The sequence below is a fragment of the Peteryoungia aggregata LMG 23059 genome, from assembly GCF_030814435.1.
In the GTDB taxonomy this organism is placed as follows: Bacteria; Pseudomonadota; Alphaproteobacteria; order Rhizobiales; family Rhizobiaceae; genus Allorhizobium; species Allorhizobium aggregatum.
Map to the genome: position 1 here is coordinate 22556 of NZ_JAUSUW010000016.1, position 22864 is coordinate 45419.

The following is a 22864-nucleotide window of genomic DNA, read 5'->3' on the forward strand; positions in this document are numbered from 1 at the left end:
GTTCCGGAGCCTATGAAACTTATGGTTAATCACCCGTTAATATAGCCGGACCCAATTAAGCTTTGTGTCGAAGGTGGGGCAAAAGCCTTGCAGGGCCTCCCGCATCCAGGGCCTTCGGCAAGGCTTGTACTGGCCACTGAAAAAGGCGGCCTCTCGACCGCCTCTCCTGGTTCACATGTTCGGATAGACCGGTCCTTCGCCGCCTTTCTCTTGCGGCGGTCCGTGCGGCCCGGCCTCCCGAACATTTACATGTTCGGATAGACCGGTCCTTCGCCGCCTTGGGGCGGAACCCAGTTGATGTTCTGGTTCGGGTCCTTGATGTCGCAGGTCTTGCAGTGGACGCAGTTCTGGGCGTTGATGACGAAGGTATGTTCGCCCTCCTTCTCCACCCATTCATAGACGCCTGCCGGACAGTAGCGCGTCGAGGGACCGGCGAAGACCTCAAGTTCCGACGCCTTCTGCAGGCCGAGATCCTTCACCTTCAGATGGACCGGCTGGTCTTCTTCGTGATTGGTGTTGGAGAGAAACACCGAAGAGAGACGGTCAAATGTCAGCACGCCATCCGGCTTCGGATAGGCGATCGGCTTGTGCTGTGCTGCCGGCTCGAGCGAGGCCGCATCGGTCTTGCCATGCTTGAGGTTCAGAGGCGACGTGCCGAAGATCTGATTGATCCACATGTCGATGCCACCGAGACCGACGCCGAGCGCCGTGCCGAGCTTGGACCAGAGCGGCTTGACGTTGCGCACGCGCTTCAGATCGCGGCCGATATCGGTCGAACGCCATTCGTTTTCGATCTCGATCGGCTCGTCATTGGCGCGGCCGGCAGCAATCGCATCGGCGATCTTCTCCGCCGCCAGCATGCCCGAGAGCACGGCATTGTGGCTGCCCTTGATGCGCGGCACGTTGACGAGACCGGCGGAACAGCCGATCAGCGCGCCGCCCGGGAAGGAGAGTTTTGGCACCGACTGGTAGCCGCCTTCGGTGATGGCGCGGGCGCCGTAGGACAGGCGCTTGCCACCCTCGAAGGTCTTGGCGATCGCCGGATGCGTCTTGAAGCGCTGGAATTCCTCGAAGGGCGAGAGATAGGGGTTCTTGTAGTTGAGATGCACGACGAAGCCGACGGCAACCATGTTGTCTTCGAGATGGTAGAGGAAGGAGCCGCCACCGGTCTTCATGCCGAGCGGCCAGCCGAAGGAGTGCTGCACGAGGCCGGGCTTGTGGTGCTCGGGCTTGACCTGCCAGAGTTCCTTGAGGCCGATACCGAACTTCTGCACGTCGCTGTCGCGCGACAGGTCGAACTTGGCGATCAGCTGCTTGGCGAGCGAGCCGCGCACACCTTCCGAGATCAGCACATATTTGCCGAGCAGTTCCATGCCGCGCGTATAGGCCGGGCCCGGCTCGCCATTCTTCTCGATGCCCATGTCGCCGGTCGCCACCCCGATGACCGCCCCCTCGTCGTTATAGAGCACTTCGGAGGCGGCAAAGCCCGGATAGATCTCGACGCCGAGCGCTTCTGCATGGGCGCCCAGCCAACGACAGACATTGCCGAGCGAGACGATGTAATTGCCGTGATTGTTCATCAGCGGCGGCATCAGCATGTTGGGAAGGCGGACCGAGCCGGCCGGCCCAAGGAACAGGAACTGGTCGTCGGTGACCGGTGTCTTGAAGGGATGGTCGGCTTCCTCGCGCCAGCCGGGGATCAGCCTGTCGACGCCGATCGGATCGACGACCGCACCGGACAGGATATGGGCGCCGACTTCCGCGCCCTTTTCGAGGACGACGACGGTCAGATCAGGATTGACCTGTTTCAGCCGGATTGCCGCCGAGAGACCTGCGGGACCAGCGCCCACGATCACCACGTCGAATTCCATGCTTTCGCGTTCCGGCAGTTCCATATCCGTGCTCATCGTCATTTCCTCATCAGGCGATCCCATCCGCCCTCCTCCTTGACAAAACCCAACCGGATTGTCGAGCCGAAGCGCGACGCGCAGGTGCGCAAATTCCGGCAAGGCGGTGTGAAGTTGAAGAATATCTTACGTGTACGTAAGGGTCAATCCATGGATTGGGCGTCGGCCGAGGTGATCATGGCGGAAAAGCTATGGATCATATGCGCATCGCTGCCCTCGATCAGGGCGGCAGGCAGGTCGAGCGTGCGAATGACCGAAGAGCTCTTGACCGAGGCAAGCCCATGCAGCGAGGACCAGATGACCAGGGCATCCAGTAGCACCGCTTCATCGCTGCGCTCCCTGCCCTTGAGTTGCGCCCTGCGCTTCAGGCCTGAGACGAGAAGCGAAAAGGCGTGCTTGGCCTTGGCCATCATTTCGGGAAAGGCCTCGCCATCCGGCAGCGGCGTGCCGAACATCAGGCGGTATTCGAGCGGATGCTCGCGGGCATAACGCAGATAGTCTTCCGCCATATTCGCCATGTCCTGATCCGGATCCTCGGATTTCGGATGGGCATCCAGGAAGGCCGCAAAGGCGTCGAAGGCCCGCGAGACCATTTCCGCCAGAATGTGATCGCGGCTGGCAAAATGCTTGTAGGGCGCCTGATGCGACACGCCGAGCCGGCGCGCCACTTCGCGCAGGCTCAGCTTTTCCAGTCCGTCACTGGCGATGATCGCCATGCCTTCGGCAAGACAGGCTTCGCGCAGATCGCGTCGTGTTCTGGGCATGGGGCTTCCTGCACATTTCTGCTCACCGTCGACCCAGACGGTCGGGCCGCACGGCACCCGTTCTCAAATACCCGTGACATGGCCAGCTCACAATAGGTGGCGGCACAGAGCGACGGGCAGCTTGCAGGTGCTTGTAGGTCAGAAATGTTGACGGCGTCAACTTTCTTCGCTATCGATAAAGTTGACGCTGTCAACATATGGAGACCAGCATGATCAGGATCATCCCAGCATTCTCCTTTGCAGCAAGCCTTGTCGCCCTTGCTCCTTTGGGCGCAGCGGCCCAGGAACTGACCGTGCGCGTCTCCGGGATTGCCGAGGCACGCGGCGAAATCGGCTGCGCGCTGCATGCCTCAGGCGCTTCCTTTCCAACCGGTCAGGCCGGTGCGCGCATTGTCTGGATCAAGGCGACCGGCTCAGAAGTGCGATGCCGCTTTGCCGATGTCGGAGCCGGCAGCTATGCGGTTGCGATCTCCCATGATCTCAACGGCAATCGGCGCACCGACACCAATTTTCTGGGCATGCCGACCGAAGCCTGGGGCGTCTCCAACAATGTCAGGCCGAGCCTTCGCGCGCCGCGTTTCGAGGAAGCCCGCTTCGAGACCGACGGCAGCGCCCAAACCATCAGCGTGAGGATCGCGAAATGACCAACACAGTGACGGCCCTCAACCACATGACGCGCAGGCGCAGCCTGAAATATGGACCGCTGGCGCTGGTGACCGGCGCATCGGACGGTATCGGACGGGAATTTGCCCGCGAACTCGCACGGCGCGGTTATGGCCTCGTGATTGTTGCACGCAGGCTCGACCGACTGGAGGCGCTGGTAGACGAACTGGCGAGCGCCCATGGCGTCGCGGTGGACGTGCTGCCATGCGACCTGTCGCAGCCGGACCAGGTACAGGATCTGATCCGCACCACCGCGCATTACGACATCGGTCTTTTGGTGGCTGCCGCCGGTTTCGGCACGTCGGGTCCCTTCACCCGCATCCCTGTCGCGACCGAGCTCGACATGGTCGACGTCAACTGCCGCGCCGTCGTGCAGCTCAGCCATGCCATGGCCCAGCGCTTCGTGCGGCGGGGCTCCGGCGGCATGGTGCTGATGAGTTCGCTTCTCGCCTTCCAGGGCGTGGCGCAATCGGCCAATTATGCCGCGACCAAGGCCTTTATCCAGACCTTCGCCGAGGGGCTGCGGGCAGAGCTGCGCCCGCAAGGGGTCGATGTCATCGCCTGCGCGCCCGGCCCGATTTCAAGCGGCTTTGCCGCCCGGGCCAATCTGGTCATGGGCATGAGCCAGCCGGCCTCGGTGGTTGCCGCCGCAACGCTGAACGCCCTTGGCCGTCGCGGCACGATCCGGCCCGGCCTGCTCGCCAAGGCGCTGGAGGCCTCGTTCATCGGCATGCCGCGATGGGGCCGCACCCTCATTCTGTCGAAGATCATGGCAGGCATGGCGCGGGGGCCGGACGCCACAGCCGCGACCGACGCGCCGCTGCCAGCGGGCCCTGCCAACCGGGGGGACCTATCGTGACCACCACACGGGGCCATCCTCCACCAGCAAAAAACACCGAAGACCTGTTCTCTCCGCGTCATCTCGCGTCGCTGACCAAAATCTGCCTTTGAACCTCTCCGCGCTTTGTCGCAGTCTCTCGCAAAACGCCAGCAGGGGATAAGACGACATGGCACTCACTTATGGTTTCATCGGGCTTGGCCATCTCGGCCGCCATCTCGCCGGCAGCCTTGTGCGGGCGGGCTTCACTGTCGTGGTCAACGACCTAGACCCTGAAAATGCCAAGGATCTCATTGTCGCCGGTGCCCGTTTCGCGGCTGATCCGCGGGCTGTGGCGGAAGCCGTCGATCACGTCATCACCTGCCTGCCCTCGCCCAAGGTCAGCGAACGGGTACTGACCGGCGAACGCGGCATCCTGAAAGGCCTGAAGCCCGGCGCCACCTGGATCGAGATGAGCACGCTCGACGAGGGGGAAGTCCTGCGGCTTGGCAAGATCGCGGCGGATGCCGGCGTGCGCATGCTGGAATCCCCCGTCACCGGCGGCGTGCATCTTGCCGCCTCCGGCGAAATCACCGTGATCATCGGCGGTGATGCCGATCTCTATGACCTGCATCATCAGGCCTTCCAGGCCATGGGCAAACAGATCTTTCGCGCCGGCCCGCTCGGCAAGGCCTCGGTGATCAAGGTGATCACCAATATGCTCGCCTTCATCCACCTGATCGCGACAGGCGAAGCGCTGATGCTGGCAAAGAAAGGCGGCATCGACCTGACCGACGCCTTCAACATCATCAAGGCCTCCTCCGGCAATTCTTTCGTGCATGAGACCGAGGGCCAGGTGATCCTGAACGGCAGCTACAACATCAACTTCACCATGGATCTTGCCGTCAAGGATCTGGGCTTTGCGCTCGGCTTCGGCCGCGAGTTCGGCGTACCGCTCGACCTCGCCTCCCATGCGATGCAGACCTTCATCCGCGCCCGCGCCACTTACGGCGGCGACGCCTGGTCGTCGCAGGTGGTGAAGTTGCTGGAGGATGCCACCGGCACGGATCTGCGGGCGCCAGGGTTTCCGGCGGAGCTTTGAGGCGGGTGGGCATAGGCTACACGGGGGAGCAGCTAGATGGCAAAACGAAGCACAATACCCACTGAAAGCTTGTCTTCTGAAACCGAAGCACTCTACCAAGTCCTCAACGAGGAGAGCGATTTGGCCGCCATTCTCATCGGGGTTGCGTTCATTGATGCATGCCTAGCGTCTCTGTTGGAGAAAAAATTCGTAGCTGGCGAGACCTCGTCGGCTCTGTTAAACGAAGGTCCCCTGGGCTCCATGATGAGCCGCGCGCAGCTATGTTACGCTATGGGACTAATTCCCAAAAAATGGTATCAGGATCTGCGCACATTGGCTGAGATGCGCAACCGGGTGGCACACAATCATCTAGCACTTTCATTTGAAGATCATGACATCGCCTCACACTGTGGCAGACTATCTAGCTACGTGTCAGTCATGGGGTCGGACGCTGAAGGGCGCAATCGGTTCATATTGTGCGTGGTCATGTTGTCAAACTTTCTAATCTTAGACGCCCTGTCACTACAGCAACTCGGGCGACCAACAAGACGAGAGCTCCCGAAATCAACAGCTCTTAAGTTGGAGGCGCCCAGATCGAGGTCCTCAAGACTCGCATCTCGCTTGAGTGACGACTCTTAACTACAGACTTACCCCTTCCACCGCCCCCGCCCCCTTGCTAGGGTCCGCCCAAACACATCACATCAGGGAAGGACACCATCCATGGATCTCGGGATTTCCGGCAAACGCGCCCTCGTGCTCGCCGCTTCGCGCGGCCTTGGCCTTGGCATTGCCAAGGCGCTCGCCGCCGAGGGCTGCCATGTGCTGATCTGCGGGCGCACGGAAGAGAAACTGAAGGCCAATGTGGACGCCATGCGCGCTGCCGGCGGCAAGGCGGATTATGTCGTGGCCGACCTCGCCGATGCCCATTTCGTCGACCAGATGCTGGCAGCCGTGCATCATACGCTCGGCGGCATCGACATCCTCGTCAACAACACCGGTGGCCCGACCCCCGGCACGGTCGAGGACATGGATGCGGAAAAGCTCTACAACTTCTTCCAGTCCATGGTCGTGCGCGTCATCACGCTGACCAATGCTCTGGTGCCCTTGATGAAGACGCAAGGGTTTGGCCGCATCCTCACCGTCGCCTCGTCCGGCGTCTTCGAGCCGATCCCGAACCTTGCGCTGTCCAACACGCTGCGCGGCGCGCTGGTCGGCTGGAACAAGACGCTGTCGGCCGAAGTCGCCTCCTATGGCGTCACCGCCAACATGATCCTGCCGGGCCGCATCCATACCGACCGGATCGACGAGCTGGACGGCGCCAATGCCAAGCGTCAGGGCAAGTCGCTCGACGAGGTGCGCGCGGCCTCGGTGAAGGCGATCCCGGCCCAGCGGCTGGGAACCGTCGAGGAATTCGGTGCGGCCGGCGCCTTCCTCTGCTCGGCGCAGGCCAGCTATATCACCGGCACGATGCTGCGCGTCGATGGCGGGGCGGCGAAATCGAACTGACACTGGCAATCAAAAGTCGTTGCCAGCGATACGTGCGTGCAACTTCGCTAAATTTCGAAGGAATGATTGAACGGCTTTGCAATCTCTGAGGACTAATCAAATCTCAGGTTCACTGGGAGATGAGAGTTCCCGCCATGACGGAAGCCGGACATGAAGACCGCGCGCTACTGGACGTGCTCGCACCGCTGATGGCGGTCGAGGACGCGCCGGAACCGCCCAAGCCCATCGGCATGAAGGCGCGCTCTGCCGTGCAGGGCGCGATCATCGGGCAGTTGCTGCCGCGTTTTGCCGAGGACGAGGTGCCCGAGCCTCTCGACCTTGATGCACCGCTCACCTTCCTGTCGCGCTCCTATCTGGAGGTCTGATCGGCGGGTGCGGGCAGCGATGGTTCCCACTCGGCCTTGCAGCCGCCGTCAACGGCAGCTGACGGTCGCCTGTTTCACATCCGGGGATACAGGGCTATGCTGGGCGAAATCCGGAGACCGCCGATGTCGCCCCTTCGCCTTGCCCTGCATGTTCTGGCCGCCCTCCTCATCCTCATCGGCTTCATCTGGATGGGTCAGGGTTCGGGCCACTTCCCCTATCCCGCCTCCAGCTTCATGATCGACCAGTCGCCCTGGATTCTCTATGGCGCCGTCCTCGCCGTCGCCGGTGTCGTTGGGCTCGTGCTGCTGCGCCGCAGATAGCGGCGGCATTCTCCGCTTGCCCTTGTCCCTGCCCTGTGGCATCAGGCGCCCTCTTTCGGTCGTCGGCACCGCCGGCGACGGTCGGCCGCCGGCCTTCATCCACATTCTCGACGCAGATCAAAGGAGCGACGGCCATGGCACAGGCGCTTGGGCTCGATTTCGGCACGACCAATACCGTCATGGCAGTCGCCGAGGACCGCGAGCACACGCATTCGGTCGCCTATACCTCGCCCGCCGGCACCTCGGACAGCATGCGCACCGCGCTCTCCTTCCTCAAGGACCGACAGCTCGGCGCCGGCGCGCTCAAGGTCGAGGCCGGCCAGGCCGCGATCCGTGCCTTCATCGACAATCCCGGCGAATGTCGCTTCCTGCAGTCGATCAAGACCTTTGCCGCCTCGGCACTGTTCCAGGGCACGCTGGTGCATGCCCGCCGCTTCCAGTTCGAGGACCTGATGGAGGTCTTCCTCAAGCGCCTCGAGGCCTATGCAGGAGACAGCTGGCCAAGCGATGCCAAGCGCCTCGTCGCCGGCCGCCCCGTGCATTTCGCCGGCGCCAATCCCGATCCCGATCTCGCCACCAGCCGCTACAACGAAGCGTTGACCCGGCTCGGCTTTCCCGAAATCCACTATGTCTATGAGCCTGTCGCCGCCGCCTTCTACTTCGCCCAGAACCTGAAGGCCGATGCCACGGTTCTGGTCGCCGACTTCGGCGGCGGCACGACCGACTTTTCGCTGATCCGCTTCGAGACCGAAGGCGGCAAGCTGAAGGCCACCCCGATCGGCCAGTCCGGCGTCGGCCTTGCCGGCGACCAGTTCGATGCGCGCATCATCGACCAGCTGGTGGCGCCGGATATCGGCAAGGGCAGCCAGTTCAAGAGCTTCGGCAAGCTGCTGGATGTGCCGAGCAACTACTACCTCGCCTTCTCGCGCTGGAACCAGCTCTCGGTCTTCAAGACGCTGAAGGAATTTTCCGATCTGAAATCGCTGGTACGCCAGGCGGAAGAGCCGGAAAAACTGGAAATGTTCATCGACCTCATCGACCATGACGAAGGTTATCCGCTCTATCAGGCGGTTTCGGCCACCAAGATGGCCCTGTCATCTGCCGAAGAGGCGGAATTCCACTTTGCCCCGCTTGGCAAGGCCGGCCACAAGACCGTGACCCGGGCCATGTTCGAAGGCTGGATCGCCGATGATCTTGCCCGCATGGAAGAGGCGCTCGACCAGGTTCTGGTCTCGACCAACACCTCCGCAGACAGCATCGACAAGGTCTTCCTCACCGGCGGCACATCTTTCGTGCCCGCCGTGCGCAACATCTTCCGCCGCCGCTTCTCCGACGACCGGATCGAGACCGGCGGCGAACTCGTCTCGATCGCCCATGGTCTCGCCCTCATCGGCGAGCGCGACGACATCGAGCAATGGGTGGCGTGAGGCGTCCACCCTCCCCTTGAGGGGGAGGATCGGAGCGACGCTCCGGGGTGGGGTGATCGAGCGAATGAGGGACACCTCTCCGATGAATGTGCGAATTGCAGCCTGCGCACAACCGATTGCGCCCGCTCCTTTCCGTTTGCCATTGCCGGCCCAAACACACTAGAACAGCCTCATGATCCAGGCCCGCGACATGACGCCCGCAGAGCTTGCCGCCCTTCTCGCATTTCATGCGGAAGCCGGCGTCGAATGGCTCGTGGAGGACGATCCGGTCGATCGGGTGGCGGCCTTTGCGGCCGAAAAGGCGGCCCGCCACCATGCTCGGTCGGCGAGCACCCCGGCACCGACCCAGACGCCGTCCCGCGGCGCACCGGCCCGAGGCGGCGCGCCTTCGGAGCGACAACCGGCCCGCGCCCAGCCGGCCCAGGGGTCTGCACTGCCGGCCATCCCGGACGAAAATGCCGTTGCCGAAGCACGCTTTGCCGCCGAAAGCGCGCGGTCGCTCGCCGAGCTGAAGATCGCGATCGAGGGTTTCACCAGCTGCAACCTCAAGACCTCGGCGCGCTCGACGATCACCGCTCAGGGCACGGGCTCCTCGGGCATCATGGTCATCGGCGCCATGCCGACAGCGGATGACGACCGCGAAGGGATTGCCTTTTCCGGCCGCGCCGGCCTCTTGCTCGACCGCATGCTGATGGCGATCGGCGAAACGCGCGAAAGCGTCGTCATCACCACCGTCATCCCCTGGCGCCCACCGGGCGACCGCATGCCCTCCACCCCGGAAACGGCCATCTGCCGGCCGTTCATCGAGCGGCAGATCGCGCTTGCCGAACCGCGCCAGGTGCTCGTGCTCGGCAATTTCGCCGCCCGCTTCTTCTTCGGGGAGACCGGCACCATCCATGCCTTGCGCGGCAAGTGGCGCGAGATCGGTGCCGGTGGCCATGCCGTCCAGGGGATGGCAACGCTGCATCCGCAGGAACTGCTCGCCGCTCCTGCCAGCAAGGCGCTGGCCTGGATGGACCTGCTCGCCTTCTCCGAACGACTAAAGCCGGCCCAAAACGGCTAAATTATCGCCATCGTAAACAAATTATGAAACCAGCCATGCAAATGATGCAAGGCAGGATCGCGGCAGCGTCCGTTGCCGAATCTATGCTGCACTGCGATATTGATACTGCAAAGTGGGAGGGACACTTTACAAGGAAGACCGCCGTGAGCCTTCGCACCCGCCCGATCCACTGCAAGTTCGAGACGCTGCGTCTCGCCGGTGACCATGGCCGGACAAGCAGCCCCTACAACCGGACGAGCCCTGCCGCCGCGGCCGAACAGCTGAGCGCCCGCTTCGCCGGCCATGCGGGCCGCATCGTCCGCCCCGCTTCCGTCTTCGCCGAAAACCGCTTCTGATCCGGCCGCGCGGCGTATCCGACGCCCCTTTCGCTGTTGTCCTGCTTCTGCTGCATACCAGCCGTCACGCATTGTGCATTGCAATAAAGGTTCATGCCTGAACTAATAAGAGCATCGAATTTGCCACGCATGCAAAGCAGAGGACACGACCATGACCATCTCCTTTCATCCCGTCCGCAGCCTGCGTCAGGCCATTCACCAGATCGGCCATGCGGTGAATGCCTCGGCAGAATTGTCCAGCGCCGCCCGCAAGCGTCAGCAGGCGCAGGATCGCGGCGAGCAGAGGGCACTGCAGCCACTCGGCTACTGATCGCGGTTCCCCGGATCTTTGAAGCTATCACGGCCCGCTTCTGCGGGCTTTCTTGTTGGCTGACCGGCCGCCGGCCACAGGCTTGGCTCAGGCTTCGCGCACCGCTCCGAGACGCGGATCAAGCTTTCCCGGTCGCACGGGTCCGCAGATCTTCTCATAGGCAAAGTCGACGATGGAGAACTTGATGGCCTGCCAGCGGCAGTATTCCTCGAGAAAGTCTCGCCGCATAATGCAGTGATTGCGATCGCCATCCGGCCAGTAGAGGCAATCCGTCTCGACAGCGCGGCGGAAGAGACGCTGCAGATGGGTGCGCGAGATCATGAAATGCTCGGCCATCAGCCGAGCGTCGATACGGCCGATATTGTAGCCATCGCCGTCGGGTGCAAGCTCCATCGCACGACGCACGAGCTCATCCATGACCAGGCCGCCGGCTTCGGTCCAGAGGAAGAGCGCGACCCGCGGAGGCGGTTCAAGCCACTGCGGCTCGAGGCAGGCACGGCGGGCCACCTGGGGCTGGATCAGCCTGAAGAGGTCGGGCCGCGCGGCCAGAGTGGCGACCCGATCGCCACCATCCAGCTCATCAAGAAGCTCAAGATTGGTCACCAGCCACTGGTGCATCGCCTGCGTCGGGATCTCCGTCGCCTCGTAGCGTTTCGGCCGCCGTGTCGGATCGCCGACAATACGGACAAACCTGTAGCTCAACAGCTGATCGAGGAAGTTCAAGACCGTGTTGCGGCTCGCGGCATTGTTGGAGGTGATGATTTCCCTGAGATTGGTCGTCGTCAGCCCGCTGCCGGGCACGGCAGGATCATATTCGAGTTGCAGCGCAAAGGCGGCCTGGCTCAAAAGCCAGCGCTGGTGCGAGGCGAGCATGCGCGACAGGCGCGGGCTCTGGTCGAACTGGCCCCGAAGTTTGGAGGAATAGATGCGCAGGGCCGGGATGAACTGCGGATGCGCGACGATCTGGTCGGATGCGAGCGTCATGGTACGCTCCAAGCCAAAGTCAGTCGTCCCCAGCGCGAAACACAAGGGCCGGCGTCTGTCCGACGCTTGCCTGCGTGCTGTCCGTTCCGTTGTGTCGCATCTGCCAGACCCATGCGTTACCTGTGGCGGGCGACGGCCGGAGCCGGGCGCCTCTCGATCACCAATTGTTGTTAGCGTAAACGAATTCCTCACGAACATTCAATCAATTATTGCCAATCGTCGGAGTAAAGGACGTATGCCCGCCTGCAAATGCGCCGCTCGGCGTCGTATCCGACATTTCACACATTCCCGTTAGCTGGCACTATTCTGGTCCAGAGAGCACCCGGGGAGGCCCAATGCTGTCCAGTCTCGCATCGATCACCACTCTGATGCTGTCCACCCTCTTGATGATGGCCGGTTTCGGGTTGATGGGCTTCATGCTGCCGATCCGGTCGCTGAACGAGGGCTGGTCGACTTTCATCATCTCCGTCATTGCCACCGGCTACACTTTCGGCTTCACGGTGTCCTGCGTGGTGACGCCGATCTTCGTTCGGCGCGTCGGCCATGTCAGGGTCTTCGGCGCGCTGATTACCCTGCTCACCGTTTCCATCCTGCTGTGTGCCCTTGTCGTCGAATGGTGGGCCTGGGTGATCTTCCGCGGACTGTCAGGCTTTGCCATCGCCGGGGCCTATCTGCTGATCGAAAGCTGGCTCAACGAGCGGGTGACCAACGACAATCGCGGCGCCCTCTTCTCCGTCTATATGGTCACCTGCCTCGTGGGCTCGATCGGCGGGCAGTATATCGTGCCGCTCGGCGACGTGAACGGACCGGAGCTGTTCATGATCTGCGCGCTGATCTTCTCGCTGGCGCTCTTCCCTGTCGCCCTGTCGACGGCCCAATCCCCGACGCCGATCGCCGAGGCGCGTTTCGACCTCAAGCGTCTCTATCGCCGCTCGCCGATCGCCTTTTTCGGCTCGCTGCTGTCGGGGGCCCTGTCGGGCACCTGGGGCAGCCTGGGCGGCGTCTATTCCCAGACGATCGGCATGAGCACCACGCAGGGCGCCACGCTGCTCGCCGCCTTCCTCGCCGGTGGCGCGCTTTCACAGGTGCCGATCGGGCGCATTTCCGACCGCATGGACCGCCGTCTCGTCATGATCGCATGCGGGCTCTTCGGGGTCGGTGCCTGCGCAATGATGATGGCCTTCGGCGCGGACGATCCCACCCCGCTCTATATCGCCGGCTTTTTCGTCGGCACGGTGCTTTACCCCGTCTATTCGCTCAATGTCGCCCATGCGAACGACCTCGCCGAGCCCGACGAATATGTCACCCTGTCGAGCGGTATCATGATCCTGTACGGGATGGGCACGGTCACCGGCCCGCTGCTTGCCGGCACGTTCATGCAGTGGCTGGGGCCAAGCGCCCTGATCGCCTTTCTCGGCTCCGCCTTCGCGCTTTATGCCGGATATGCCGCCTGGCGCATCACCCGGCGGCCAGACACCGTGACGCCGGCAGAGAAGACCGACTTCCAGGCCACGATCGTGCAGATGCAGGGGGCGGACAACGCCTCGCCGATCACCGAGACGGAGCGCTGAAGTTCAGCCCTGCGGCGTTGACGCCTTGCGGGCAGCCCGTCGCTCGAGGCCGAGCCGGTGTTCGCGGTAGATGATGAAGATGCCGGCACCAACGACGATCGCCGCACCGACGAGAGTGGTCACGGTGGGCAATTCGGAAAACAGCATGTAGGCGACGATCGAGCCCAGGATGATCGAGCAGTATTCGAAGGGCGCGATCGTCGAGACATCGGCGAACCGGTAACTCTCCGTCAGCAGGATCTGCCCGAGACCGCCGAAGAAACCGGCAAGCGCCAGAAGGCCCAGCGCCCGCCAGGACAGATCGGCCCAGCCAAAGAACCAGGTCAGCGCCGAGAGGAGCGCGGCGGTCACCGAGAAGAAGAGCACGATGGTCGATGTCTTCTCATCGCGCACCAGCTGGCGGACCTGAAGCATGGCGCCCGCGCCGAGCATCGCCGAGACCAGAACGGCAACTGCCCCGACTGCGGCATCGGAACCCAGTCCCTCCTCGCCAAAGAGTGTCAATTTGGGCACCGAGATGATCAGGACACCGACCAGCCCGATCACAACTGCCGTCCAGCGATAGAGGCGCACCGTCTCCTTGAGAAAAACTGCCGCGAAGACGACGGCAAGCAGCGGCATGGCGTAACCGATCGCAATCGCGTCCGGCAGCGGCAGATGCACCAATCCGTAGAACCCCGCACCCATCGCGCAGACACCGAGCAGACCGCGCTTGACATGACCGACCGGGTTGTCGGTCTGCATCGCCTGCCGCAATTCGCCGCGCCAGGCGAGGTAGACCACGATGGGCAGGATGGCGAAGGCCGAGCGGTGAAAGCTGATCTGGCCCGGAGGAATGCCGGTGCCGGCGAGCTTGATGCAGGTCTGCATGGCCACGAAGACGGTGACGGAGAAAACCTTGAGCAGGATACCGCGAAGCGGGTTCGGATCGGCGAATGCCATGGAGGAGAATGCCTTGCAGAAACGGGCGCGCGGCGAGCTGTCGGACAGGCCGGGCGAACACGGCCAGCATGCATGTCGGGCGACGCGATACAAGAGCGGGATTAACCAATACATGCCCAGAAATGGCCGAAAACGGCGCTTCCGCAAGCCCCCAACGTTAACATTGCCTTTAGAGGCGGTGAATTAATTTTCCTCCAGATAAGTCATATTGTTCCACGCTGCCCCAAATTTCCGTTCAATCCCTTTTGAGCCGAGGCCCGCGCTATGACGCAGACCGCAATCAAATCGAAGAGCATTCCGGAATTCCTCGCCACGCCCCGCTCGATGCGCCTCATCACCGAAAGCATCGGCGGCGATCTCGAACGTTTCAGCGGCGACAATTCCCATGTGGTGCGCCAGATCCGGCTTCTGGCGATCAATGCGCTGATCGAGGCGGCGCGGGCCGGCGAGACTGGCAAGGGCTTTGCCGTCGTCGCCAATGAAGTGCAGCGGCTCGCCCAGGCTGCCGCTGATATTGCCGAACGTTTCCAGGAAGGCGTGCTGGGGCGCATCGGCCTGAGCCGGAGCATGGCCGATGCCCTGGTTGAGGAGATGGAGGGCGCGCGCCTCGTTGACCTGGCGCAGACGCTCGTCCAGTTCATCGTGCGCAACCTTTTCGAACGCACGGCGGATGTCCGCTGGTGGGCAACGGATTCGGCGCTTTGGGGTGCCCTTCAGGAGCCGTCCTCAGCAAACGCCCAGCATGCGGCGAGCCGGCTCGGCATGATCAACCGCTTCTACACCGTCTATCTCGACCTGGTGATGACGGATACCCGCGGTCACGTTATCGCGTCTGCGAATCCCCACTTCCAGCGCACGCTCAAGGATCGCGACCTTTCCGGCGAAAACTGGTTCCAGACCGCCAGCCGCTGCAGCAACGGCGACGATTATGTCGTCGACACGGTGCGCCGGAGCCCCCTTCATGCCGATCGCGACGTCCTGGTCTATGCCACCGGCATTCGCGCCGGCGGCCGCACGGACGGAGAGCTGGTTGGCACCCTAGGCGTCTACTTCGACTGGAAGGCGCAAGGTCAGGCGATCGTCGAAAAGGAAGCCAACCTGACGCCGCCGGTTGCCGAGAAGACGGAAGTCCTCCTGCTCGACGCACACAATATGGTGATCGCCTCGTCCAGGCCCGAGCGGGTCTACACGCATTTCGCGCTGAACAACCCGCACCAGCTCGCCAAGGGCAGCTATTACGACCAGACGGGCGCCATCGTCGCCTTTGCGAGAACGCTGGGCTATGAGGATTATGATGGTCTCGGCTGGTCCTGTGCCATCATTCAGCGAACGGAAAGCGATGATGCCATTCGGCGGCAACTGCTGCTGAAGTGACAGAGTTTCGCGCTCGAAAAACGCTTGCAGGACAAAATAGAATTCTGACTATTCTTGGTCCCGGCCCGTTTTCGCGGCCATAAGAGGAAATAAAATAAGTGGCGACTCCAAGAGCATCACCGAAAATAGCTCGCGTTTTAACAATCGTTCAGAAATTCCTGCAATCATCGCCGACGACTTGACCTCGTTCGGCTCCGAGTGTTTCCACTCGCGCCGTGCTGGCCAACCCCGTAGCGACCAGGACACACAATGCGCACAGACACGGGCCGGATCGTTCATCTGGCAGACTACCGCCCCACCGACTTCGTTCTGGAACGGGTTGATCTGACCTTCGAACTGGACCCGACGGACACCAAGGTGGAAGCCCGTCTGATTTTCCATCGGCGCGAGGGCGTCGACGCGAGTGCGCCACTGGTGCTCGACGGTGACGATCTCACCATGACCAGCCTGCTGTTCGACCAGATCGAGCTGGACCCGGCGCGCTATACCGCGACGCCCGAGAGCCTCACGATCCGCGACCTGCCGGAAAGCGTGCCTTTCGAGATCACCGTCGTCACGATGATCAATCCGGAAGCCAACACCCAGCTGATGGGCCTCTATCGCACCAATGGCATCTATGCGACGCAGTGCGAGGCGGAAGGTTTCCGCCGCATCACCTATTTCCCCGACCGCCCGGATGTGCTCGCCGTCTACACGATCAACATCATCGCCGACAAAGCGGCCAATCCGCTCCTGCTGTCGAACGGCAACTTCCTCGGTGGCGCCGGCTTCGGCCCGGACAAGCATTTCGCCGCCTGGTTCGACCCGCATCCCAAGCCGTCCTATCTCTTCGCACTGGTCGCCGGCGATCTCGGCATCGTCGCAGACACGTTCACCACCATGTCCGGCCGCGAAGTCGCGCTGAAGATCTATGTTGAACACGGCAAGGAACCGCGCGCAGCCTATGCCATGGACGCCCTGAAGCGCTCGATGAAGTGGGACGAGGAGGTCTTCGGCCGCGAATACGATCTCGACATTTTCATGATCGTCGCCGTCTCCGACTTCAACATGGGGGCCATGGAGAACAAGGGCCTCAACATCTTCAACGACAAGTATGTGCTGGCCGATCCCGAGACCGCAACCGACCAGGACTACGCGAATATCGAAGCGATCATCGCGCATGAATACTTCCACAACTGGACCGGCAACCGCATCACCTGCCGCGACTGGTTCCAGCTCTGCCTGAAGGAAGGCCTCACCGTCTATCGCGATCACGAATTCTCCGCCGACATGCGCTCGCGCTCGGTCAAGCGCATCGCGGAAGTCCGCCATCTGCGCTCGGAGCAGTTCCCTGAGGATGCGGGGCCGCTCGCCCACCCGGTGCGTCCGACAAAATATCGCGAAATCAACAACTTCTATACGACGACGGTCTATGAGAAGGGCTCTGAAGTCACCCGGATGATCGCGACCATTCTCGGCCGCGATGGCTTCAAGAAGGGCATGGACCTCTATTTCGAGCGTCATGACGGCGAGGCCGCCACCGTCGAGGATTTCGTCAAGTGCTTCGAGGATGCCAATGGTCGCGATCTCACGCAATTCGCGCTGTGGTATCATCAGGCCGGAACGCCGCAGATCACCGTTTCCTCCACCTATGACTCCTCCGCCAAGACGCTCACATTGTCACTCGAGCAGATGATCCCGGCCACCCCCGGCCACAGCGCCAAGGAGCCGATGCACATTCCGCTCCGTTTCGCGCTCATCTCGGAGAACGGAGCCGAGGCCGTCGCATCGGCCATCTCCGGCGGCGAGGTCAGCGGTGACGTCGTGCATCTCACCCAGCGCGCCCAGGCATTCACCTTTGCCGGCATCGGCAGCCGCCCGGTCGTATCGCTCAACCGCGGATTCTCGGCCCCGGTCAGCCTGCATTTCGCGCAGGGCTCCGAAGATCTCGCCCATATCGCCCGCCATGACAGCGACCTCTTCGCCCGCTGGGAGGCAATCACCGATCTCGCCCTGCCCGTGCTGACCGGTGCCGCAAAGACGGCGCGCGAAGGCGGTGCTGTCGAAACGAGCCGAGCCTTCATCGACGTGCTGCTCGCGGTTGCCGCCGACGAGACCCTGGAACCGGCCTTCCGCGCCCAGGCGCTGTCGCTGCCGAGCGAAGCCGACATCGCACGCGAACTCGGTGGCAACAACGATCCGGATGCAATCCACGCCGGTCGACAGGCCGTGTTGTCGGGCATTGCGACTGCCGGCGCCGGGGTCTTCGGGAAACTGCACGCCATCCATTCGGCTTCCGGGCCCTTCACGCCGGATGCGGCAGGTGCGGGCAAGCGGGCGCTGAAGAACATCGCGCTGTCGTTCCTGACGATCGCCGAGAATTCGCCGGCACTCGCCGCCGCCGCCTTCGCCAGCGCCGACAACATGACCGACCTCTCACAGGCGCTGACCATCCTTGCCCACCGCTTCCCCGAAGCCGTCGAGACGAAGAATGCGCTTGCTGCCTTCGAGACCCGCTTTGCTTCAAACGCACTGGTTCTCGACAAGTGGTTCTCCATCCAGGCGACCATTCCGGGCGCTGCAAGCCTCGATCGGGTCAAGGTGCTGATGCAGAGCCCGCATTTTGCCCCGACGAACCCGAACCGCGTGCGCTCGCTGGTCGGCACATTCGCCTTCGGCAATGCGACCGGCTTCAACCGCGCCGATGGCGCCGCCTACCACTTCTTCGCCGAGCAGATCCTGGCGATCGACCCGCGCAACCCGCAGCTGGCCGCACGCCTGCTGACGGCCCTCAGGTCCTGGCGCCTGCTGGAACCCGGCCGCGCCGACAAGGCCCGTGCAGCCCTTGCGACGATCGAAGCCTCCCCGTCGCTCTCGACGGATGTGCGCGACATCGTCGACCGCGTCCTCAAGGGCTGAGGCGCTCCTGTCACCATTTGAAAAGGCGCCGCTCTCCGGCGCCTTTTTTTTCGTCCCATGCTCCATTCGAGCCTTGGAACACCAAGGGTTTTTCCATGAGATTCAGCCGCTTGCCGCGCCGCCAATAAAAAAGCGGAGTCGGAGCAAGGGGTTAATATTTTCTTTACGCGTGCGGTCTGGACAAGGCGAATCGCCCATGATTCCTTGGGGTCAGATTCGGGCGAGCGGCGCTGCGAATCACACGAGGGACAGAGGCAGGGACTATGTTTGACGCGCGGCGGGCGACCGCAGCCGATGATCGGTTGCGCACCAAATATTCCGATGTAGGAACGGCTTTCAGGGATATGTGGAAGAAGCTCGCCGGCCAGACGCCGGCCTTCGATGTCGTGGCAGGGCGCGGATCGCCCCGGCTGGAAACCGCCTTGCGGCGAGCCATTCCGGTGCTCATCCTGTGCTTCCTCACCGTGGTTGCGCTGGCGCGCACGGTCGGGATCATGAGCGAGCACCAGCGCATGGAAAATGCCATCCGGCAATCCACCGCGCTGATCGCGGCCACCGTCCAGGCCTCGCTTGCCGGCCAGGCCGATCTCTTCGAGAACCGCGACCGCGCAGCCGCAGAGAAGCTCATCGGCACCTATCTCGACCGCGAACAGATGGAAAGCGGGGCCTATGTGCTGCTCGTCGATCCCGCCGGCCGCGTGTTCGGCGCCTCTCCGGAGGCCGCCGCCCAGGTCGGGATGATGCTGTCGAGCCTGCTGCCCGAAGTCATGACCATCCGCCAGTCCGGCAGCCGTGCCGGTGCCATCGAGGCCGAGTTCAACGGCGAGCGGCATCACGCACTCTTCACCCCCATCGGCACCGATGGTGCGTTGATCGTCACCGCCCATTCGCTGCAGGCGGTCGAAGACTTCTGGCGCCGCGAGCTCTCGCTTAACGTGACGCTCTTCACCTGCATCACCGTCATCCTCTTCGTCATTCTCTACGCCTATTTCTATCAGGTGAAGCGGGCGCGCGAGGCGGACGACACTTTCCTTGAATCCAATCTGCGCGTCGAAACGGCGCTTGCCCGCGGTCGCTGCGGATTGTGGGACTTCGATCTGGAAAGCCGCAAGCTTGTATGGTCGCGCTCGATGTACGAAATGCTCGGCCTCACCCCGTCCGCGCAGCCGCTCGCCTTTGCTGCCGCGGCCCGGCTGATGCATCCCGATGACGGCAACCTCTATGCCCTGGCCCGCTCCGTCGGGCGCGGTAGTTCCCGCCACATCGACCAGATCTTCCGCATGCGCCACGCCCAGGGCCATTACGTCTGGATGCGCGCCCGCGCCCAGATCATCTCGTCCAACACCGGCGACCTGCATGTCATCGGCATTGCCATGGACGTGACCGAGCAACACCGCCTCGCGCAGCGCTACGCCGAAGCCGACCAGCGTCTCGCTGACGCGATCGAATGCACCTCGGAAGCCTTCGTGTTGTGGGACAAGAACGACAAGCTCGTCGCCTGGAACGGCCATTTCCAGAAGGTCTATGGCCTGCCGGACGATGTTCTGGTGCCCGGCAAGGAACGCGCCATCGTGCTTGCCGCCGCCGCCAAGCCGATCATCCAGCGCCGCATTGCAGACGCCGACGACGGCACCAATTCGCGCACCTCGGAAGTGCAGCTCGCCGACGAGCGCTGGCTGCAGATCAATGAGCGCCGCACCCGCGACGGCGGCCTGGTCTCCGTCGGCACCGACATCACGCTGTTGAAGCGGCACCAGGAGCGTCTGCGCGACCAGGAACGCCGACTGATGAACACGATCAGCGACCTGTCCGCCTCCCAGCGCATCCTTGAGCGGCAGAAGACCGAACTTTCCGACGCCAACGAGAAATATCTCGCCGAAAAGCAGCGCGCCGAGGCCGCCAACAAGGCGAAATCTGAATTCCTCGCCAATATGAGCCACGAGCTGCGCACGCCGCTCAACGCCATCCTCGGCTTTTCGGAAATCCTGCTCGCCGGCATGTTCGGCCCGGTCGGATCGCCGAAATACGAGGAATATGCCAAGGACATCCACGAAAGCGGCAAGCACCTGCTGAACGTCATCAACGACATCCTCGACATGTCGAAGATCGAAGCCGGCCAGATGAAGATCCGCTGCGAGACGATCGACCTCTGCCCGCTGATCGAAGAAAGCATGCGCCTCACCGCCATTCCGGCCGAGGAGAAGAACATCACCGTCGAACAGCGCGTCGAGCCCGGCCTCTCGCTTGTGGCAGACCGCCGCGCGATCAAGCAGATCCTGCTCAACATCCTCTCGAATGCGGTGAAGTTCACCGACGAAGGCGGCAAGATCGCGCTTCGGGCCCGTAAGGTGGAAGGCGCCGTGCTGGTCTCCATCGTCGATACCGGCATCGGCATCCCGAAGAGCGCCATCGGCAAGATCGGCAATCCCTTCGAGCAGGTGCAGAGCCAGTATGCCAAGTCGAAGGGTGGCTCGGGTCTTGGGCTTGCCATTTCCCGCTCGCTCGTCGCCCTTCACGGCGGATCGCTCAAGATCCGGTCCCGCGAGGGCCAGGGCACGGTCGTCTCCCTGCGCATCCCCGAGGTTCTCGTGGCCCAGGGTCTCAAGCGCCGTGCCTGACCGCAACGGCTGCAGCGTGGGGCGGTGTTCACCCCACGGTAACCCTTCCGGGTGAATACGCAGCCGGACTTACCCATCTGTAAGGGTCCCCGGGCCATGACAGGCTCGGGACAATCCGGCACGAGGCCGGAGGGACAAACAGGGACCGCAATGGCCAGTGAAGGCAAGCCGCGCAATCGGCTCTATGTCAATTTCATCATCAACCTGATCGGCGCCCTTTTGCCGATCCCGGTGATGATCCTGACAGTCCCCATCTACATCGATTATGTCGGCGACGCCCGCTACGGCGTCATTTCCCTGATCTGGGTGATGATCGGCTATCTCGGCTTTCTCGAGCTTGGCCTTGCCCCTGCCACCATCAACGCGCTCGCCCGCCTCGACCATTCCGCCCAGCGCGAACGCGCCCGCGTCATCGTCACGTCCTTCACCATCAATGCCTCGATGACCTTTTTCGGTGCCTTCCTGCTCTATCTGCTCGGCTCCTATATCGTCGGCGGTGTGGTGCAGGTACCGACAGAGATCGAAGGCGAAGTGAAGGCGGCCATGCCGTGGATCGCGCTTCTCCTGCCGCTCGTCATTTTGAACGGTGCCGGCATCGACGCGATCGAGGCGCGCGAGAATTTCGCGCTCGCCAATGTGCTGCAGGTCTCCGGCGCGATCTTCGCGCAGATCCTGCCGCTCGCCTTTGCCGTCTTCGTCTCGCCTGACCTCGGCACCGTAATCCCCGGCGCAGTGCTCGCACGGGTGATACTGATGCTTGCCATCTTCGTCGCCATCAACCGGATCGAGGGCCCGATCCGGATCACCGATTTCGACATGGACCGGGCGCGCAAGCTCCTCTCCTATGGCGGCTGGGTGACGATCTCCTCGGTCCTCACCCCCATCCTCGGCTCGCTCGACCAGCTGATGGTCGGCCGCTTCTTCGGCGTCGCCGCCGTCACCTACTACGCCGTACCGCTCAACCTGATCTCGCGCAGCCAGATCATCCCCGGTGCGATCTCGCGCGCGATCTTCCCAAGGCTTGCCAGCTCCGAGGCCGAAGAGGCAAAGGCTCTCAGCGCCCGCGTCCTTGTGGTCACCGCCCTCCTCTATGGCGGCATCTGCGCGTCAACGATCCTCTTGATGGATCCGCTGCTCACCCTCTGGCTGGGCGAGGCCTTTGCCGATCGTGCGGGCGTGCCGGCGACGATCCTCGTGACTTCGATCTGGCTGAATTCGATGATCTTCGCGCCCTATTGGCTGATCCACAGCCAGCACCGGCCGGATCTGATCGCGAAGCTGCATCTCGGTCTGCTTATCCCCTTTGCCGGCGTGCTGATCCTGCTCACCATGCAGTTCGGCATCGTGGGTGCCGCAGTCGCCGCCGCCCTGCGCTCGCTCTTCGACTTTGGCGGTCATCTGACCCTGAGCGGCATCCTGCGCCGCGTCGCGTTTCCTCTCGCCCTGCCCTTTGCGCTCCTGGCCGCCGCAACGCTCGCTCATCTGACGATCGACGACTGGCTCACCGCCTTCATCCTCGCCTGTGCCGTCTGGCCGATCGTGGCGCTGCTCGTCTTCCTGCTCGATCGCGCGACCTTCGATTTGCTTGTCGGCTTCGGCCTCAAGGCGCTTGCGCGCATTCGTGGTCAGCGGGCAAACTGAGCAGCATCCAACGAAATCCTCTTGCGATCAATCACTTGGGACTCGCCCACACCCTGGGCCGCCTGCATCCGCAACCGTCTCATTTGATATCGTGATAATTTTGTACTTTGTTTGGTAGCGTCGCCCTCCAACCTCAAAGCTCGATTGCGCAGGATCGAAGCTCGCTGTATTCCGCATGATCAGCAGAGTCCTCTTCATCGGGATACTTCCGACCACAAGACAACCCGCCGTCTTTTAAAATCTCAACACAGTTCAGCATCAATACACTTTGCCGCGT

Annotated in this window: 20 protein-coding genes; 16 read left to right on the forward strand and 4 right to left on the reverse strand. The window is 62.7% G+C overall.

All coding sequences use genetic code 11. The features are described from left to right. Window positions 1–245: 245 nt before the first annotated feature. Window positions 246–1907, reverse strand: a complete 1662-nt coding sequence (locus J2045_RS20560) for an electron transfer flavoprotein-ubiquinone oxidoreductase (RefSeq protein ID WP_307376536.1) — start codon at window positions 1905–1907, stop codon at window positions 246–248. A 143-nt stretch (window positions 1908–2050) separates the two neighbouring features. Next, a complete protein-coding gene (locus J2045_RS20565; RefSeq protein WP_307376539.1) occupies window positions 2051–2671 on the reverse strand; it encodes a TetR/AcrR family transcriptional regulator in 621 nt (206 codons plus the stop codon). 209 nt (window positions 2672–2880) lie between these two features. On the opposite strand from J2045_RS20565, the gene J2045_RS20570 reads away from it, so the two are divergent. The 11 genes from J2045_RS20570 to J2045_RS20615 all read left to right on the forward strand — a co-directional run bounded on the left by J2045_RS20570 (window position 2881) and on the right by J2045_RS20615 (window position 10559). Beyond that, window positions 2881–3315 carry a DUF2141 domain-containing protein gene (locus J2045_RS20570; protein ID WP_307376541.1) on the forward strand — a complete coding sequence of 145 codons (435 nt, stop codon included), beginning with the start codon at window positions 2881–2883 and terminating at the stop codon, window positions 3313–3315. Beyond that, window positions 3312–4193: an SDR family NAD(P)-dependent oxidoreductase gene (locus J2045_RS20575; RefSeq protein WP_307376543.1), complete on the forward strand. Its 882-nt coding sequence runs from the start codon at window positions 3312–3314 to the stop codon at window positions 4191–4193. The genes J2045_RS20570 and J2045_RS20575 overlap by 4 nt, the downstream gene beginning before the upstream one ends. A gap of 148 nt (window positions 4194–4341) precedes the next feature. Next, on the forward strand, window positions 4342–5253 hold the full coding sequence (locus tag J2045_RS20580) for an NAD(P)-dependent oxidoreductase (protein WP_307376546.1): 912 nt from the start codon (window positions 4342–4344) through the stop codon (window positions 5251–5253). 36 nt (window positions 5254–5289) lie between these two features. Next, a complete protein-coding gene (locus J2045_RS23185; protein ID WP_370873183.1) occupies window positions 5290–5871 on the forward strand; it encodes an MltR family transcriptional regulator in 582 nt (193 codons plus the stop codon). Window positions 5872–5952: 81 nt separating this feature from the next. Then, entirely contained in the window at window positions 5953–6738 is a 786-nt protein-coding gene (locus tag J2045_RS20585) for an SDR family oxidoreductase (protein ID WP_307376549.1), read from the forward strand. Window positions 6739–6872: 134 nt separating this feature from the next. Beyond that, a complete protein-coding gene (locus tag J2045_RS20590; protein WP_166603050.1) occupies window positions 6873–7103 on the forward strand; it encodes a hypothetical protein in 231 nt (76 codons plus the stop codon). Between the two features lie 123 nt (window positions 7104–7226). Further along, the gene (locus J2045_RS20595; protein WP_307376552.1) at window positions 7227–7424 is read left to right on the forward strand and encodes a hypothetical protein; all 198 of its coding nucleotides are present in this window, start codon (window positions 7227–7229) and stop codon (window positions 7422–7424) included. Between the two features lie 134 nt (window positions 7425–7558). Beyond that, complete coding sequence (locus J2045_RS20600) at window positions 7559–8851, forward strand: Hsp70 family protein (RefSeq protein ID WP_307376555.1); 1293 nt, start codon at window positions 7559–7561, stop codon at window positions 8849–8851. A 172-nt stretch (window positions 8852–9023) separates the two neighbouring features. Then, on the forward strand, window positions 9024–9914 hold the full coding sequence (locus tag J2045_RS20605; protein ID WP_166603047.1) for a uracil-DNA glycosylase: 891 nt from the start codon (window positions 9024–9026) through the stop codon (window positions 9912–9914). A 143-nt stretch (window positions 9915–10057) separates the two neighbouring features. Next, window positions 10058–10249, forward strand: a complete 192-nt coding sequence (locus J2045_RS20610; RefSeq protein WP_307376558.1) for a hypothetical protein — start codon at window positions 10058–10060, stop codon at window positions 10247–10249. Window positions 10250–10400: 151 nt separating this feature from the next. Beyond that, window positions 10401–10559, forward strand: coding sequence for a hypothetical protein (locus J2045_RS20615; protein WP_307376560.1), 159 nt, complete (start codon window positions 10401–10403; stop codon window positions 10557–10559). Between the two features lie 87 nt (window positions 10560–10646). On the opposite strand, the gene J2045_RS20620 is transcribed toward J2045_RS20615, so the two are convergent. Then, window positions 10647–11543 (reverse strand): hypothetical protein, encoded by an 897-nt coding sequence (locus J2045_RS20620; RefSeq protein ID WP_166603044.1) that lies wholly within the window; start codon window positions 11541–11543, stop codon window positions 10647–10649. A 335-nt stretch (window positions 11544–11878) separates the two neighbouring features. Between J2045_RS20620 and J2045_RS20625 the strand changes: the two genes are divergently transcribed. Further along, window positions 11879–13114 (forward strand): MFS transporter, encoded by a 1236-nt coding sequence (locus J2045_RS20625; protein ID WP_307376562.1) that lies wholly within the window; start codon window positions 11879–11881, stop codon window positions 13112–13114. Between the two features lie 3 nt (window positions 13115–13117). Here J2045_RS20625 and J2045_RS20630 read toward each other — a convergent pair whose 3' ends face one another. Continuing rightward, a complete protein-coding gene (locus tag J2045_RS20630) occupies window positions 13118–14056 on the reverse strand; it encodes a DMT family transporter (RefSeq protein WP_307376565.1) in 939 nt (312 codons plus the stop codon). A 264-nt stretch (window positions 14057–14320) separates the two neighbouring features. On the opposite strand from J2045_RS20630, the gene J2045_RS20635 reads away from it, so the two are divergent. From J2045_RS20635 to J2045_RS20650, 4 genes are all read left to right on the forward strand, one after another. After that, complete coding sequence (locus J2045_RS20635) at window positions 14321–15430, forward strand: methyl-accepting chemotaxis protein (protein ID WP_307376568.1); 1110 nt, start codon at window positions 14321–14323, stop codon at window positions 15428–15430. Between the two features lie 249 nt (window positions 15431–15679). Further along, window positions 15680–18328 carry an aminopeptidase N gene (gene pepN / locus J2045_RS20640; protein WP_307376570.1) on the forward strand — a complete coding sequence of 883 codons (2649 nt, stop codon included), beginning with the start codon at window positions 15680–15682 and terminating at the stop codon, window positions 18326–18328. Window positions 18329–18591: 263 nt separating this feature from the next. Then, window positions 18592–20946 (forward strand): PAS domain-containing sensor histidine kinase, encoded by a 2355-nt coding sequence (locus tag J2045_RS20645; protein WP_307376572.1) that lies wholly within the window; start codon window positions 18592–18594, stop codon window positions 20944–20946. A 150-nt stretch (window positions 20947–21096) separates the two neighbouring features. Further along, window positions 21097–22587 carry an oligosaccharide flippase family protein gene (locus J2045_RS20650; protein ID WP_307376574.1) on the forward strand — a complete coding sequence of 497 codons (1491 nt, stop codon included), beginning with the start codon at window positions 21097–21099 and terminating at the stop codon, window positions 22585–22587. Window positions 22588–22864: the final 277 nt, after the last annotated feature.

Excerpts from the sequence above, each read along its gene's own strand:
- J2045_RS23185 (WP_370873183.1), top strand. The coding sequence starts at position 5,290 with ATGGCAAAACGAAGCACAATACCCACTGAAAGCTTGTCTTCTGAAACC.
- J2045_RS20650 (WP_307376574.1), top strand. The coding sequence starts at position 21,097 with ATGGCCAGTGAAGGCAAGCCGCGCAATCGGCTCTATGTCAATTTCATC.
- J2045_RS20600 (WP_307376555.1), top strand. The coding sequence starts at position 7,559 with ATGGCACAGGCGCTTGGGCTCGATTTCGGCACGACCAATACCGTCATG.
- J2045_RS20595 (WP_307376552.1), top strand. The coding sequence starts at position 7,227 with ATGTCGCCCCTTCGCCTTGCCCTGCATGTTCTGGCCGCCCTCCTCATC.
- J2045_RS20580 (WP_307376546.1), top strand. The coding sequence starts at position 4,342 with ATGGCACTCACTTATGGTTTCATCGGGCTTGGCCATCTCGGCCGCCAT.
- J2045_RS20620 (WP_166603044.1), bottom strand. The coding sequence starts at position 11,543 with ATGACGCTCGCATCCGACCAGATCGTCGCGCATCCGCAGTTCATCCCG.
- pepN (WP_307376570.1), top strand. The coding sequence starts at position 15,680 with ATGCGCACAGACACGGGCCGGATCGTTCATCTGGCAGACTACCGCCCC.
- J2045_RS20630 (WP_307376565.1), bottom strand. The coding sequence starts at position 14,056 with ATGGCATTCGCCGATCCGAACCCGCTTCGCGGTATCCTGCTCAAGGTT.
- J2045_RS20590 (WP_166603050.1), top strand. The coding sequence starts at position 6,873 with ATGACGGAAGCCGGACATGAAGACCGCGCGCTACTGGACGTGCTCGCA.
- J2045_RS20560 (WP_307376536.1), bottom strand. The coding sequence starts at position 1,907 with ATGAGCACGGATATGGAACTGCCGGAACGCGAAAGCATGGAATTCGAC.
- J2045_RS20575 (WP_307376543.1), top strand. The coding sequence starts at position 3,312 with ATGACCAACACAGTGACGGCCCTCAACCACATGACGCGCAGGCGCAGC.
- J2045_RS20645 (WP_307376572.1), top strand. The coding sequence starts at position 18,592 with ATGTTTGACGCGCGGCGGGCGACCGCAGCCGATGATCGGTTGCGCACC.
- J2045_RS20625 (WP_307376562.1), top strand. The coding sequence starts at position 11,879 with ATGCTGTCCAGTCTCGCATCGATCACCACTCTGATGCTGTCCACCCTC.
- J2045_RS20585 (WP_307376549.1), top strand. The coding sequence starts at position 5,953 with ATGGATCTCGGGATTTCCGGCAAACGCGCCCTCGTGCTCGCCGCTTCG.
- J2045_RS20635 (WP_307376568.1), top strand. The coding sequence starts at position 14,321 with ATGACGCAGACCGCAATCAAATCGAAGAGCATTCCGGAATTCCTCGCC.
- J2045_RS20565 (WP_307376539.1), bottom strand. The coding sequence starts at position 2,671 with ATGCCCAGAACACGACGCGATCTGCGCGAAGCCTGTCTTGCCGAAGGC.
- J2045_RS20605 (WP_166603047.1), top strand. The coding sequence starts at position 9,024 with ATGATCCAGGCCCGCGACATGACGCCCGCAGAGCTTGCCGCCCTTCTC.
- J2045_RS20570 (WP_307376541.1), top strand. The coding sequence starts at position 2,881 with ATGATCAGGATCATCCCAGCATTCTCCTTTGCAGCAAGCCTTGTCGCC.
- J2045_RS20615 (WP_307376560.1), top strand. The coding sequence starts at position 10,401 with ATGACCATCTCCTTTCATCCCGTCCGCAGCCTGCGTCAGGCCATTCAC.